Source organism: Deltaproteobacteria bacterium (assembly GCA_019308905.1).
Lineage (GTDB): Bacteria > Desulfobacterota > BSN033 > WVXP01 > WVXP01 > JAFDHF01.
In genome coordinates this window covers 20,890-35,335 of the sequence record JAFDHF010000044.1, presented here as the reverse complement: position 1 = coordinate 35,335, position 14,446 = coordinate 20,890, and the positions used below count along the sequence as shown (strand labels likewise).

The 14,446-nt window shown below is 55.8% G+C and carries 12 protein-coding genes; 1 reads left to right on the top strand and 11 read right to left on the bottom strand.

Going from position 1 to position 14,446, the window contains the following annotated elements; all coding sequences use genetic code 11:
- Positions 1-477: 477 nt before the first annotated feature.
- On the bottom strand, positions 478-1,428 hold the full coding sequence (locus JRJ26_14070) for a DUF1722 domain-containing protein (protein MBW2058616.1): 951 nt from the start codon (positions 1,426-1,428) through the stop codon (positions 478-480).
- A gap of 159 nt (positions 1,429-1,587) precedes the next feature.
- Between JRJ26_14070 and JRJ26_14065 the strand changes: the two genes are divergently transcribed.
- Positions 1,588-2,064: a hypothetical protein gene (locus JRJ26_14065; GenBank protein MBW2058615.1), complete on the top strand. Its 477-nt coding sequence runs from the start codon at positions 1,588-1,590 to the stop codon at positions 2,062-2,064.
- Between the two features lie 119 nt (positions 2,065-2,183).
- Here JRJ26_14065 and JRJ26_14060 read toward each other — a convergent pair whose 3' ends face one another.
- The 10 genes from JRJ26_14060 to JRJ26_14015 all read right to left on the bottom strand — a co-directional run bounded on the left by JRJ26_14060 (position 2,184) and on the right by JRJ26_14015 (position 14,415).
- Positions 2,184-2,603 carry a DUF2914 domain-containing protein gene (locus tag JRJ26_14060; protein ID MBW2058614.1) on the bottom strand — a complete coding sequence of 140 codons (420 nt, stop codon included), beginning with the start codon at positions 2,601-2,603 and terminating at the stop codon, positions 2,184-2,186.
- A gap of 306 nt (positions 2,604-2,909) precedes the next feature.
- Positions 2,910-3,932 (bottom strand): dipeptide ABC transporter ATP-binding protein, encoded by a 1,023-nt coding sequence (locus JRJ26_14055; GenBank protein MBW2058613.1) that lies wholly within the window; start codon positions 3,930-3,932, stop codon positions 2,910-2,912.
- A 2-nt stretch (positions 3,933-3,934) separates the two neighbouring features.
- Positions 3,935-4,972, bottom strand: coding sequence for an ABC transporter ATP-binding protein (locus JRJ26_14050; protein ID MBW2058612.1), 1,038 nt, complete (start codon positions 4,970-4,972; stop codon positions 3,935-3,937).
- A 64-nt stretch (positions 4,973-5,036) separates the two neighbouring features.
- Positions 5,037-5,876, bottom strand: coding sequence for an ABC transporter permease (locus JRJ26_14045; GenBank protein MBW2058611.1), 840 nt, complete (start codon positions 5,874-5,876; stop codon positions 5,037-5,039).
- Positions 5,876-6,817, bottom strand: a complete 942-nt coding sequence (locus tag JRJ26_14040) for an ABC transporter permease (GenBank protein ID MBW2058610.1) — start codon at positions 6,815-6,817, stop codon at positions 5,876-5,878. The genes JRJ26_14045 and JRJ26_14040 overlap by 1 nt, the downstream gene beginning before the upstream one ends.
- A 278-nt stretch (positions 6,818-7,095) precedes the next feature.
- Positions 7,096-8,754: a polyamine ABC transporter substrate-binding protein gene (locus JRJ26_14035; GenBank protein MBW2058609.1), complete on the bottom strand. Its 1,659-nt coding sequence runs from the start codon at positions 8,752-8,754 to the stop codon at positions 7,096-7,098.
- Positions 8,755-8,872: 118 nt separating this feature from the next.
- A complete protein-coding gene (locus JRJ26_14030; protein MBW2058608.1) occupies positions 8,873-10,240 on the bottom strand; it encodes an MmgE/PrpD family protein in 1,368 nt (455 codons plus the stop codon).
- Between the two features lie 20 nt (positions 10,241-10,260).
- Positions 10,261-11,700, bottom strand: a complete 1,440-nt coding sequence (locus JRJ26_14025) for a trimethylamine methyltransferase family protein (protein ID MBW2058607.1) — start codon at positions 11,698-11,700, stop codon at positions 10,261-10,263.
- Positions 11,700-12,989, bottom strand: coding sequence for a phosphopyruvate hydratase (gene eno / locus JRJ26_14020; protein ID MBW2058606.1), 1,290 nt, complete (start codon positions 12,987-12,989; stop codon positions 11,700-11,702). The genes JRJ26_14025 and eno overlap by 1 nt, the downstream gene beginning before the upstream one ends.
- A gap of 34 nt (positions 12,990-13,023) precedes the next feature.
- Positions 13,024-14,415, bottom strand: a complete 1,392-nt coding sequence (locus JRJ26_14015; protein MBW2058605.1) for a DUF4147 domain-containing protein — start codon at positions 14,413-14,415, stop codon at positions 13,024-13,026.
- Positions 14,416-14,446: the final 31 nt, after the last annotated feature.

Below are 14,446 nucleotides of genomic sequence, written 5' to 3'. Positions count from 1 at the left end.
CCGGCCGTACCCATGCACCCGGGCGCCGATACCCAACAGCATCAGAACCAAAGCCACAAAATAGAGAGCTCTTCTCAGCACGGGCCTCCCCGAAAAATACCAAAAGACCTGCCATCCACAGGACACGGCCTTTATAGCAGAGGGGCTCCTTTTGTGTCAAGAAAAAAGCACTGAGGAAATGACCAAGAGGGGAGACAGGCGGGGGAAAAGCCTTCTCGCTGTTCGATCCAGGTCTCCTTATGGAACCTTACGACGAGAGCTCGAGAAGCTCCAGGGTGTGAAATGGGAAGAAAACTCGATTCTTAAGTGTGGCCGTGCTCCTTACTGCCGAACTCCCTTTTCATCGTAGCCCGGGACGTGTGTTTTCGCAGATTGTCAACCAGAAAATGAGGCTAAGTGATTGTATTTACAGAATAACTAGGCAGTAATGGTCAAAAAAAGACTTGACCCCATCCTCCCCAAAAAATGCTTCTGGCCCTAGACGTGGTAGCGGAGTTGGAGTTCCAGTGGGTGGGGGTGGAGATATGCCTGCTCCCTCAAGTGACGCTCACCCAGCCTGCGGGCATGGTGATTGATGAGCGTGAGCGGTACGATCAGGGGGATCTCGGCCCGGCGGTATTGTTGCACTGCCTCGGCGAGTTCCTGGCTTTCCGCCTCAGATAGTGTCTTGCCGAAGCGCTTCATGAGGATCCTGAGAACACGGCTGTTCTTGGCCGGGGTCGCCTTCAGACGGAGGGCCTCCAGGAGGAGGCTCTGGTAGCTCTCAAACAGGTCTTTTGGTGGAAGATCCTTCCCCCGGGCCAGGAGATCCTCCATCATGCGGCAGTGGCTGGGACTATGCGAGAGGATCACGAGTCTCTGGCGCGTGTGGAAAGTCTCAAGCCCGTGCATGCTCCTGTTGCCGTCCAGGACTTCTCTCCATCGGCCGAGTACGAAAACCGACTCGATGAAACTCTCCCTCCTCCCTGGATCGTGAAGACGCCTGTCGTCTTCGACTGGTACCAGGGGGCATTGTTCCATAAAGACCCTGGCAAAGATGCCGGCCCCCTTTTTCACGGTAACTCCCCTCTCTTTGGCCACCCGAACCCCTGCGGGACCGCAACTCGGCGAGTTGCTCTTGAAGATATAGCCCCAGAGGTCCTGTCCGGCCAACTGCTCCACCCGTTTCCTTGCCCAACTAGTCATTGGACCTGTATGGTCAACGGCGGTGCTGACCGTCAGGAGTCTGGGACGGTCCGGCTCGCCTATCAGATGGAGGGGTTCGCGGGGAACAGAGAGACCGTATTCCACCTCGGGGCAGACAGGGACGAATGTGACGTGTCTTCCCAGAGTCTGGAGGATGAAACGGTCGAGCCTATGGCCTCCGTCCCACCGGACCTTTTGCCCGAGCAGACAGGAGCTTATTGCGAATCTGACGGTTCTTTTCATGGAATCCTCCCCGCAGCACGTGCCGCCTTCATTTTCGGCATTTCCTTGAACCCATGTCAACCACCCTGTGTCTTGAGTTCACCCCGCGGGGTGTGTATCCTTTGAGGGGTCCTTTCCAGAATTTGTGGGGATTTGGAAAGACCGATCCCGGTGAACCCGATGAGAGAGTCACTCAGAACAGGCATAAGTTTCGGCCTTACCTCAGGTGTGATCACAACCCTGGGGCTTATGGTGGGACTCCATTCGGGGACCCATTCAAGGCTCGCCGTTCTCGGGGGGATTTTGACGATCGCCGTTGCCGATGCCTTCTCCGATGCCCTTGGAATCCACATATCAGAGGAAGCCGAAAACGTCCATACCAGAGGAGAGATATGGGTATCGACGGTGGCGACCTTCCTGTCGAAGTTTATGTTTGCCCTGACCTTCGTGGTACCGGTCCTTGTCTTCGAGCTCTCTACGGCCATCCTGGTCAGCGTCGGCTGGGGACTGGGCATACTCGGGGTCCACAGTTACCGCATGGCAAGAGCCCAGGGGACCAGAGCGTGGAGGGTCGTGGGGGAACACCTTTTCATCGGCTTGGCCGTAATAGCGATCACTCATTTTGTCGGGGACTGGATCGCCGTCACTTTCGGATAGGAGGTTCCCTTTTTCGCAAGCAGCAGGGAAGGGTACCCGGGTGGAGATGGTGCGCACAAGGCAGGTGTTTCCGGTTGGCCGGACAACGGCGATTGGGCACCTCCACCCTGGGCTTGGTTTTAACGGGTCACCTCGAAGTACAGGGAGGTGAGGACCTCGCCGCTGGGTCCCAGGACGTCTACATGCCAAGGGCCGATCTCGTGGGCCTGGATAATCTTGGAACTGTACGTCCGCCAGCTCGGAGAGTTCACTGAGAGGGTGACTCTGGCACGCTCGGTCTGGCCGTAGTACCATACATGGGTGACCGCCGTGGGGCCGGGAACGTTGACAATTTTGGTAAAGCAGTAAAGCTTTCCCACGGAGACTGGGAAGCTCGTCCCAGGGTCTACTGGCGTGCGAGCCACCACGCCCCGGCAGATGGTCGCAGACTCCACACCCAGAGGACCCGCAGCCTGGGTCTGGCTCGTCAGAAGGGGTAGAAAGAGCGCCAACGCGACGAGGGCGAAGATGACCAGATAAGACGTAAAGATCCTTTTCATTTTCCTCCTCCTTGGACAACGGATTTTACCCAAACTTGAATATTATTATACCACCGTAGCGGGCTATCTGCTGCACATGCAATCTCCATGCCGCCCCGATCGTCGGGGTGAGGGGCTTCAACGCTGCGTTCATGGTCCTTTTCGGTCCTTTACGTTTCTCAAGGGCCCTCGAGGGGAACGGGGTCAAGTCTCGGCTTGAGTCTTTTGGAGGGTTTCTCTTTGAAGATCGAACACTTTGCTTTGTATGGTCCTGTCTCCTTGGTGGCTGCGGGTTGGTTCTAGGAGGGGATGAGGGCGGTTGTTTGATTAGGCAGTAAGACTCAAAACGAGACTTGACCCCTTGTTTACCAAGTGGCAGGCTACAAAATGTTCACTGTTGACCGCCCTAAGAAGGGGAGGGTCGTGAAGACAGACCTCTATTCTGACCGGGCAGCGGGGATGAAAACGGCAACCGGTCGGCGGATTAATAGGGCTGGGCACCTCACCCGTCAGAATCATGCGCTTTTTTTGACGCCGGGGGACAGGCTGAGGAATCGCGCTGAGCAGCGCCTGGGTGTACGGATGCAGCGGGTTTGTGTAAAGTTGTGTGTCCTTGGCTATTTCCACCACCTTGCCGAGATACATCACGGCAATGCGGTCGCAAACGTGTTCGACGACGCTCAAGTCGTGAGCAATAAAGAGATAACTCAAATCGAACTCCGCTTTTAGATCATCCAGCAGATTGATGACCTGGGCCTGAACGCTGACATCCAGTGCTGAGACCGGTTCGTCGCAAACGATTAGGTCCGGTTCCAGGGCGAGCGCCCTTGCAATACCGATCCGCTGTCGCTGGCCGCCGGAAAACTCGTGCGGAAAGCGGGGCATATGATCCGCACTCAACCCGACCTTGTTCAGCAAATTCTCGACTTTGCCCAACCGTTCGGCCGGTGAATAGAGCTTGTGAACCAGCAAGGGCTCCCCGACAAGCTCTGCCACCGACATACGTGGGTTCAGGGATGAATAAGGATCTTGAAAGATGGCTTGGACTTTTTTTCTATACGCTTTGGTTTGTGCACAATCCATGGTGCCGATGTCCTGGCCGTCAAAAAATATCCGACCCGCAGTAGGCTCCAACAGCTTGAGAATACATTTGCCCAGAGTGGATTTGCCACAGCCCGACTCCCCCACCAGGCCCAGGGCTTCACCTTTACTGATATAGAGCGAGACGCCATCGATGGCCTGAACCCAGCCGACAGTCTTTCTGATAATCCCCTTCCTGATCGGGAAGTACTTTTTAATATTCTCGATGTCCAATAGGTGACCGGACGTGTGGCTTAAACCGGGTTCCATTTCTATTCCCAACCTTCGGTGACGGCCCAGCAGGCAACCCTGTGTTTGCTTTCAACTTCCACCAGGGGGGGCGGCGCTTGCCGGCAAATCTCTCTCGTTTTGGAACAACGCGGGTGAAAATTACACCCCTGTGGCAGATTGTACAGACTGGGAACCACGCCGGGTATTTCCGCCAGTCGCTGCTTACCACCGGCAGATTTGGCGCCCAGTCGGGGAATTGAACCTAACAGGCCCACCGTATAGGGATGCAGCGGCTGCTCAAAGATCGTCACTACCGGTGCTTCCTCCACGATTTTACCGGCATACATGATAATGATTCGTTGGGTATATTCCGCCACCACTCCAAGGTTGTGGGTGATCAGGATGATGGAAGTCGACATGGAATCCTGAAGCTCGGCCATCAATTCAAGGATCTGGGCCTGAATGGTGACGTCCAGGGCAGTGGTGGGTTCATCGGCGAGGATCAGTTTCGGGTTGCATGCCAGCGCCATAGCAATCATGACCCTTTGTCGCATGCCGCCGGACAGGTTGTGAGGGTATTCATGAATCCGCTTGGCAGGAGCCGGTATCCCCAGTTTGTCCAGCATCTCCCTGGCCTGTTCAAGGGCCTGCTTTTTGGAGGCGCCTTGGTGTTCCATGTAAACTTCGGCTATCTGGCGGCCGAGGGTATAGACGGGATTCAGGCTGGACATGGGCTCCTGGAAAATCATGGAGATCTTGTTACCCCGGATCTCCCTGAGCTTCGACGGCGGCAGTTGTACCAGGTCTTCGCCCTCCAGGAAAATCCGTCCGCCCACAATGCGCCCGGGGGGCCAAGCGATGAGCCCCATAATCGATAGAGCGATGGCGCTTTTGCCGCAGCCGGACTCCCCGACCAGACCGAGCGTTTCAGCCCGGTCCACGTGAAAGCAGACATCGTCCACGGCCTTGATTGTGCCTTCGGGCATGAAAAACGAGGTCTGCAGGTTCTCGACCTTCAGCAGAAGATCATTTCCGATTTCGCCTTGAACGTCATACTCCACTGTGTGTTGTCGATCCATGAGCTTTTCGCTCTGCCACCGCGGCCGACTTGCTCAACGAGAAAATACGATCGGATTGCCCCTTTTACGTGCGCAGCTGCGGATCGGCAATATCCCTCAATCCATCACCGATCATGTTAAAGGACAAGACGGTAATCAGGATGGCCAGGCCTGGAAACAGGGACAGCCAGGGGGCGTTGCTCAGGCTGTCGATCCCGCTTTTGATCATATTGCCCCAGGTGGGGGTCGGAGGGGATATGCCCAAGCCCAGAAAGCTAAGGCTGGCCTCGATCATGATCGCCGTACCCATCCACAGGGTGCCGGCCACTAATATTTCACTGAAAATGTTTAGCAATATGTAATGTGTGATAATTCTGAAATTACCGGAGCCGATGACCCTGGCCGAACTGATATACTCCATTTCTTTGACCCCCAGCGTCGGCCCGTACGCCATGCGCGCGAATCGCGGCGCAAAGATAATGCCGATGGTAACAATCAGTTTGATCAATCCTGAGCCCAGGATGGCCGCCACCATAATGCCGGTAATCAGGGTCGGAAATGACATCAGCACATCCACCATGCGCATGATGATGACATCCGTCTTGCCCCCCGTATAACCGGCAACGATTCCCATAGCGGTGCCCATGATCATCCCCAGCAGGACGGAAAAAAGACCGACGATTAACGAAATCCGCGTACCCCAGATCACGCGGGACAACACATCGCGGCCGTATTCGTCGGTGCCCAGCAAATGCGATCGATCCGGCGGTTTCAAGCGGTTAAACACGTCCTGGTCAATCGGGTCATAGGGGGCGATGACAAAAGCAAAGACGGCTGTCAAGACCACAACTGATGCCATTGCAGCACCGACAATGGCGGTCTTGTTGCTTTTGAACGTCCGCCAGAGTTTTCGCTGATAGCCCATCAATCATACCTGATTCGGGGATCAATCAAGCCATAGGAAAGATCGGTCAATAAATTGATTACAACTACCAAGCCGGCGTACACGACCATGACCGACTGCAGTGTCATGTAATCCCTCTGCTGGATGGCCCCCACCATCATTTTCCCCAGGCCGGGTCTTGCAAAGACGACCTCCACCAGCACGGATCCGCCGATGAGCACAATGGTATAAACGCCGATGAATGATACCACCGGCAGCAGTGCATTCCTCAGGGTATGACCATAGATCACCAGCCGCTCTCTGAGTCCCTTGGCCCTGGCCGTGCGGACATAGTCCTGCCTGAGAACATTCAACACCGATGATCGCGTGGTGCGCGTGATGTACGCCGTCATCATCAATCCCAGAGTCAATGCGGGTAGAAATAGGTGGTGGAGCATATCTTCGACATCATGGATATCGCCGCCGCCCATCACGGGGAAAAGGTCCAGCTTGATGGAAAAAACCAGCATGAGAAGAATCCCGAGAAAAAAAGACGGCAGGGATACACCGGCCAGTGAGAAAGTGCGTCCGATATAATCAAACAGCCGGTTTCTTCTCAAAGCGGTGAACACCCCCAGGGGTATGCCGAAAAACACCCCGAACAGGGCTGCGCTGACTGTCAACTGCAGGGTGTAGGGCAACACCCGCGCCACCTCGGGTGCCACAGGCATGCCATTAATCAGCGATCTTCCCAGGTCGCCGCGGGCCAGATCTTTCAAAAAATTGATGTATTGCTCCCAGAGAGGAATGTCCAACCCCATTTCTTTTTCCAGCGCGGCAACCGACTCCTTGGAAGCATAGTCGCCCAGAACGGCTACCGCCGGCCCACCCGGCATGCTGCGTACCAGAAAAAAGATCAACGTCACTACCGTGAACAGGATTGGAATAGAAATCAGGATCCTTCTGATGGAGTATTTGACCACCGTATTTCCCTCACACCCAATAGATTCCAAGCGGCATTATCCTACCGGAATTCACCCGCGGTCTCAACCTCCTTTTATGCTGCCAAAAACGTGCTTGAAAAAGCAAAGCCGACAACGCCGCCGGAGTCCTGGATGGCTAACATCGCCGGTTCGCCAAGATCACTTTCAGGTTTGCAGGTGCCCGGTTCCTTGTTCCTGCGCGGGCGTCACCACTAGAAGCGGTGAAGGCCCGCGCAGGTTGTAGAAGGAGCAATTGAAATTTGTTACTGTCTTACTGTCTACTTGTTGATTGTTGTAACCTCGGTGGGGTTTGGTCCGTCCGTAATGATGACCATCTTATAGCCCCACTCCACTTTCGGACTTCTGGCAAAGAGATAACCGACGGTAATCACCGGATAGGAGACTGCTTTGCGCAGGAGCTCCAGCTGAGCCTCCTTCCAGAGTGCCACCTGTTGGTTGGGATCGGACGCCAGACGCGCCTTGACAATCAAATCGTCAACACTGTCTATTTTCCCGTCCCCGTCGGCATCCACCCCGCCGATGTGAGAAAAATTCGTTTTCGCTTTCTTACCCGTCACCACGATGGCGGCTGATGAGTAAAACTGGGTCAGAATGACATCGGGGTTGGGTCGCATACAGGCATAGAATACAATGGGGTTGAGGTTCTGCCGGATCCGGGCATGAAAGGTGGAGTGATCCACCACGGACAGTTTCACGTCGATACCGATTCTTCTCAATTGGGCCTGGAGCAATTCATAAGCTCTTTTGTACGTGGTACTTTCCGAGGTGAACACGTCCAGCTTGAATCCCTTGGGGTAGCCGGCCTCAGCCAGCAGCTTCTTGGCTTTAGCAAGGTTATAGTCGTAAACCAGATTTTCTTTTGCGACCTCTTGTTTTGTCAAGCCGGCGATCATGCGCCCCACCGGAACGACGGAGTATATCTCGGAAGAAACATCGGGGCCATAAACCGCCACGAATTCCTTGCGGTTGATGGCATAGCAGATGGCCTGCCTGACCTTAAGTTGGTCCAGCGGTTTCACGGTCATGTTGAAGTGCGCGGTGATGGTTTCAGCGCTGTTGATGAAATCCACTACGACTCCCGGCATTTTGGCGAGTTTCTCGCCCCAGGCCTGCTCTTTGGGGCCCTCGATCACATCCAACTCGCCCTTTTGAAGGGCCATTTCACGGCTGCTGACGTTGGGCATATAATACCACTCGACACCGGCCAGCTTTGGAGCGCCCCTGAAGTACCTGGCATTTCTGGTCAGAACCACCTTTTCCCTTGGAATATATCTCTCAAAAACAAAAGGTCCGGTTCCCACCGGATGGGTTTTGAACCAGTCATTGCCTTTTTCCTCCACGGCCTTTTTGGCGACAATCAGACCGCCCCCGCGATTGGCAAACTTCGGCAGGAATAGAAAGGCAGAAATCGGCTGATCCACCGTAACCTGCACGGTATACTTGTCTACGGCCTCAAACGTCATCCCGCTGTAATCCACGGCAAAAGACGAACGTTTGGGATCAGCGGCTCGCCGAAGCGAGTAGACCACATCTTCGGAGGTCAGTTCATACCCGGGGTTGCCGTCGTAGGGATGGGTCATCACCCCCGGTCTCAGTTTGAAAACCCATTGCTGGCGGCCATCGGCCAGTATCTTGGGTGACGGCACGGCAATGGCCAGATCCGGCTCAATGGCATCCGCCGAGAGATTTCCAGGTTGATAGCGCAGCAGGCCGTTGAACACCAGCCCCACCACCAGCCGGTCCTGCGATCCGGTGGCGCGGTGAGCATCCAGGCTTCTGGAATCGCCGTACTTACAGGCCAGGCGCATTACCTGGCCGTCGGCAACCGGGGCCTGAATGAAAGAAAATGACAGCATTATCATTATCACCAGGGCCATAACCAATTTCTTTGAGAACAAAACTTTCTTCTTTTGCATGGTTGCTTCCTCCTTCCTCTTTGTTATGGTTTTGTTGTTCCCGGCCTTGAACTGCCGATACCAGATGCCCCGATCAAGATTGGTTGATCCCGGTGCTTGACTTCGGGCATTTCCCCGCTCATCCTTTCAAAAGTGCCATCAAAGGGTCAAGAGTGGAAAAAGAATCCAGAGTATAGGCGGTCTGATAAACTTTTTCGGCCTCCGCCCTTCCCAGGCGCTCCGATGCCAGCCCCAGGAATTTGTTCTTAACGCCTTGTCCGGCAAAATCACTTCCCGGTTCGCCATGCACTTCGATAACTTCACGGGTCAGGCGAAGTCCTTGGTCTGTGGTGATGGTGACACGAGCCGGTCGATGCTCGGGAAAAAGTCGGTCCAGGATGGGGTCCACATCGAGCTGGACCCTATCCGCCAGAGCCTGAACGATCGGATTCCCCAGATACTCCAGTGACATCTGTCTGACGCCGAATTCGCCTTCAGACAGCAAGAGGGCAATTGTAAAAGGAATGCTGAACTGCACTCCTTCCAGGCTGACGGGGCGGCGCGTATCCAAAGCAGTCGCTTCTTTGAAAGTGTCGACCTTGATCGATGCGATGCGCTCAATATCGATTTTGTTTTCAGCCAAAATCATGGAGGTGGCATCCAGGGCGGCATGGGTCCAGCGGCAAGATGGATAGCGTTTAAAGTAGACGTTGAGAATCTCATACTCCCGCCCGAGGGTTTCCAAGACCGCGCGGGCCGCGGGCTCATATTCCGATTCGAAGGGATCCTGCATGGTGGCCGGCGGCCCCGTAAACCCCTGCCTTGCCAGATAAGCTGCTGCCGTCCCCACAACCGCCCCCCAGGGGATACCGCCTTTAACCATGGCTTCTGCCCCATGGCTCTTCAACACGGGAACGGCAGTCATATAGGCTCCGGCAATACCCAACGCCATCTGAATCTGTTCTTGATTGAGTCCCAGCAGCCGGGCGGCGGCCGCAGCTGCACCGTAAACACTGGATCCGCCGGATCCGCGCGGCTTCTCCCGGTAGCTGCGGGTCATCAGCATGCCGCAGCGCGCGCAGACCTCATAGCCGATGATACTGGCCGTCAGAAATTCCCGTGGGGTTTTGGCTTCCCGCTCGGCGACCGCCAGGGTCACCGGGAAAACAACCGAGGCGGGATGACCCACGGACGGATAGTACCCGTCTTCGAAATCCATGGCACTGCCCAGCATGGAGTTGGCCCAGACGGCGCCAAGGATCGGCGCACGGCGATTGCAGCCGATAATGGTGGCATCCTCCGAGTTGCCCAGGGCCTGCAAGAGTCCGAACCCGCTGGCCACCGACGGCATCTGCCCGCTGCCCAGAGCCACACCCAGAAAGTCGAGCAAGCATCTTTTGACCATCCGCACGGCGCTGCCCGGCAGTTTTGAGAACTGCAGCTCACTGACAAAGCGGCTGGCGATGGAGGCATTGGCGTCATTACTAGAGGACGGCATCGATGGCATAATCCCGGCTTTCCTGCACCCTAACGCAGAATGATCTCAAATCTTTTCCTTATCTGGGCCTCAACCTCCGGCGGTATACCCAGCGGCCGGTGGTCTTTCAATATTCTTTGAGCCTCAAGGCGTGCCCGTTCACGGCCGTCCAGGCAGCCGGAATCCTCCCATGCGGACCTGCTCTTGCGGTCTGAAATTTGAGGATGGAAAAACTCGCCTTGAAAAAAACTCAAGGTATGTTCACGGGCCAGAAAGTTCGCCCCTGGACCGGCGGCCACAATCTCGTCGATGGCGAGCGTATCTTCATCAACCCGGATGCCCTTGACGGCACGCTTGGCCATTCCGATGATTTCGTTGTCGATGACATACTGTTCGTAGGCCACCCCGTCTTTGATGCGCCCGGCGGCGTGGTGAATGTAATTGGAGCCCGCCAGAGCCGTCAGGGCCAGGCCGAAAGCCTTCTCATACCCGGCCTGAATATCGGGAATCTTGGCGTCGGTCACCCCTGCCAGGTTATAGTTGGGAACCTTGATATACTGCGCCAGCTGGGTAATGGCCGCATTCAGAATCTGGCGTTCAATGCTTCCGGGAATGAATGACATGTCCCGCATGTCGGCCACCCCCGGACACCCCCCGTAAATGACCGGTGTGCCCGGGTTGACGAGTTGACACAAAACGATACCCGACAGCTGCTCTGCATGGGTCAGGGCAAGGTTGGCGGCCATGGTCACCGGTGATGTCAAGCCCAGGATAGCCACCGAAGACAGGGCCACCGGCATTTGCTGCTTGGCTATTGCAATGAGAATGTCTGTCACATCGGCATTGAGTGTGAGCGGGCTCAACATCCAGGAGGTGATAAACGAAACGATGGGGCGTTTTCTCAGCGCCTGTTCCCCGCCGGCGATGAGGGCGGCCATTTCCACGACCTGCTCCACTTTCTCCCGAAAATACACATTGCCCATTACATGCTTGGAGGTGTTGGCCAGGGAGGCATAGTATTTGTTGACATCCAGCAGATCCTGGGGAACATCCTGAGCCACCACCGGGCGGATGTAAAAGTCAATGTGCTCCAGGGCATCCACCAGCCGGGCGATATCGGCCACATCCTGCAGAGTGCTGTCACGCAGCTGGCGGGTATTGAGATCAATGACCTTCAGCTCGGCGCCGCCGGTGCCGGCATACACGGCTTGTCCGGCCAGTTGCAGGTCATTGGATTCATCGCGTCCGGCCAGCAGAATTTCCGTGGGTGCTGTCTGCATTGCCTTTTCAATCACCTTAAGCGGGAGGCGCACTCTATTTTCCCCGGAATCAACCTTGGCGCCGCCTCGGCGGTAGATTTCCAGAACCGCCGGCGTGGTCACCTTTACCCCCACATCGTCCAGAATCCGAATCGCGCCGGCATGGATTTTTTCCACATCGACCGTGCTCAGAAACTTCAGCTGGCCGCCGCTGTAGGCTGTCTTGGGCATTATCCTTTTTTCCCTCGCACGGTCAGGCCTGTGAAAGCGGAAAAAACCGCTGATTTTCCCAGCTCGTCCTGAATCTGAAGCAACCGGTTGTATTTATTGGTTCTTTCTCCCGACCGCGGTGCGCCGAATTTCACAAGGCGCGCCCCGGCAGCCACCGCAAGATCAGGTACTGGATCGTCCACGCAGCCGCCGCTGCGCCCTCCGGGGATGATCCGGTAATTGTGAGTTTCAGCATAGGTTGCGGTCTGCAAAGCCTCGGAGATAGTACCGACCATGTTGGGCTTGATCACGATGGCGTTAGCTGCTTTCAGCGCGATGCCTTTCTTTAGGCGCTCCAGGTTGGTCACAAACAAGTCGTCCCCGGCGATCAGGATAGGGAGCCGATCCGTAAGCCATGCATGCCCTTCAAAATCATCTTCATGCAGCGGATCCTCGATAAGGCACACCGGATAGGCTTCGGCCAGCCCGGCCAGCCTCTCGATGAGTTCTTCACGATTTACACAATCCTCCAGCACACGGTAGCAATCTCCAGCCCGGTCGTAAAAATGGCTGGCGGCACAATCAAGTCCGACTTTGACCTTGTCGTGATATCCGGCCATGGAGGCCGCTTCCAGCAAAATTTCGAAGATCCGGGCTGGATCATCAACCGGTGCCGCCCATCCGGCTCCTTTACCGATTTGCAGTCGCCGACGTCCGTAATGCTTGACGATAATGGGTTCGAGCCGCCCAAATATCTCGACTCCCATGCGCAAGGCCTCCGGATAGCTGTCTGCGCCTGTGGGCAGGAGCAAAAACTCCTGGAAGTCGATTCGACGGTCACCGTAGACGCCACCGTTTACCATGTTGAAGATGGGCACGGGCATGGTATAGGTCTCAGCGTCCCTGAGGTGTCGATACAAAGGGATGCCCATGGAACTCGCGGCCGCCCGTGCCACGGCGATTGAGACACTGTAAACGGCGTTTGCTCCCAACCTCGATTTGTCTGGCGTTCCATCCAGTTCAATCATGATGCTGTCTATGGCGCGCTGCCTGCTGACATCCACGCCGCGCAAGGCCGGCAAAATGATATCCCTTACATTTCTGATGGCCTTTTGCACTCCGAGGCCTTGGTAGCGTTCATCCCCGTCCCGTAGAACCACGGCTTCGTGGCTTCCCACGGAGACACCGCACGGTGATGAGCCCCTTCCCAAGGACCCGTCGCTGGTCAATACGTCAACCTCGACCATGGGAATACCTTTGCTGTCGATTATTTCACGGGCCCTGATATCGGTTATCTTTGATCCGGACAATGGTTACCTCAAAAAATCGCCTTTAGGGCAATACTCACAGGATGGAGACGAGATTCAGATCACAAACATTGGTGCCGGTATTGCCGGTGACAATTTCATCTCCGAGGGCCTGAAAGACCGCCAGGCTGTCATGCATTTGGAGCCGATGATAGACGTCGATTCCCATATTTTCAGCCCGCTCCACCGTTAGGCCGTCAACAATCCCACCGGCAGACCGGGTGGATCCATCGGTTCCGTCGGTATCAATGGCGGCCATGCACACCCCTTTCTGTCCCGATATTTCCAGCGCAAATCCCAAAGCAAGTTCCTGGGACGGTCCCCCCAATCCGCTTTGATCGCCAATGGTGGTGGTCGTCTCGCCAACGGCAATAACCACACAGGGTGGAGCGACCGGCCGGTGATACGTGGCGATCTCCCGTGCAATACAGGCCAAAAAAGTTCCGGCCTCGCGACTTTCCCCTTGAAGACAGGTTGTCAGCACGGATGCTCGAATGCCGATCGATGTTGCCGCCTCCATTGCAGCGGTACCGGCATCAGCGACTTTTTGAACAACGAAGTGGCAAATGCGGTCACTCAAAGCCTTGGGGGTCTCCAGGCGAGGATTCGCTCTGCGGATAAACGCGACGATGCTGGCTGGAACCTTGCCGATCAGATTGTATTTTTCCAGTACGTTACACGCATCGGAAAATGTGGTCATATCCGGGGCCACCGGTGTGCCGAAGAACCTGGCCGGTTCGAGCAGATCGGTGGCCGGGGCATTACCGACACCATCGGAGATGATAAAGTTAATCATCTCGGCCCCTTTTTGATCGATGGCCTGGGCCAGTCGGCCGCCGTTGATGGCCGAGACGTGACGGCGCACGGCGTTGATTTCCAAGATCCGGGCCCCGCTGGTGAGTAACTTTTGCGTGCAGGCAATCTCATCTTCCAGAGTAATCCCCGGCAACGGGCAGCTCAGCAGGGCCGAACTTCCACCCGAGATAATACCGATAAAAAGATCGTCCGGTGTGGCCTGTTGGACGATTTCGAATATGCGCTTGCTTACAACTAGGCTGTTCTCATCGGGCAGCGGATGGCCGGCGGCAACCAGTTCAATCCGTTCGAGCCGGTCACCGGGCTCCAGCTCCTTGACGGCCACAATGCCGGCTGTGATGCGATCACCCAGGATTTCCTCAATGGCACGGGCCATGGCATTGGCCGCCTTTCCGCCCCCGATAACATAGATATTTTTTTTCGCGGCCAAATCCCAGCTGTTTTGGCCGAACGTGAGCCGGTCGCCCTTGCGTTTCAGGTGCTTCTTGATGATATGATAACTGTTTAACTTTTTCAGAGCCAATTCCAGCGCTTCAACCACCGGCTTGCGCGCCGAGTGGTCTCCCCTGGATGCCAACTGCTTGAATTGCGCCAACACCGGTCCTGCAGCCATGGTACCCATAATCCCGCTTGGGTGTTTCAAA

Bases quoted from the DNA above. Each gene is read 5' to 3' on its own strand.
- JRJ26_14045 (MBW2058611.1), bottom strand. From the start codon at position 5,876: ATGGGCTATCAGCGAAAACTCTGGCGGACGTTCAAAAGCAACAAGACC.
- JRJ26_14055 (MBW2058613.1), bottom strand. From the start codon at position 3,932: ATGGAACCCGGTTTAAGCCACACGTCCGGTCACCTATTGGACATCGAG.
- JRJ26_14060 (MBW2058614.1), bottom strand. From the start codon at position 2,603: ATGAAAAGGATCTTTACGTCTTATCTGGTCATCTTCGCCCTCGTCGCG.
- JRJ26_14050 (MBW2058612.1), bottom strand. From the start codon at position 4,972: ATGGATCGACAACACACAGTGGAGTATGACGTTCAAGGCGAAATCGGA.
- JRJ26_14025 (MBW2058607.1), bottom strand. From the start codon at position 11,700: ATGCCCAAGACAGCCTACAGCGGCGGCCAGCTGAAGTTTCTGAGCACG.
- JRJ26_14015 (MBW2058605.1), bottom strand. From the start codon at position 14,415: ATGGCTGCAGGACCGGTGTTGGCGCAATTCAAGCAGTTGGCATCCAGG.
- JRJ26_14035 (MBW2058609.1), bottom strand. From the start codon at position 8,754: ATGCAAAAGAAGAAAGTTTTGTTCTCAAAGAAATTGGTTATGGCCCTG.
- JRJ26_14065 (MBW2058615.1), top strand. From the start codon at position 1,588: ATGAGAGAGTCACTCAGAACAGGCATAAGTTTCGGCCTTACCTCAGGT.
- JRJ26_14030 (MBW2058608.1), bottom strand. From the start codon at position 10,240: ATGCCATCGATGCCGTCCTCTAGTAATGACGCCAATGCCTCCATCGCC.
- JRJ26_14070 (MBW2058616.1), bottom strand. From the start codon at position 1,428: ATGAAAAGAACCGTCAGATTCGCAATAAGCTCCTGTCTGCTCGGGCAA.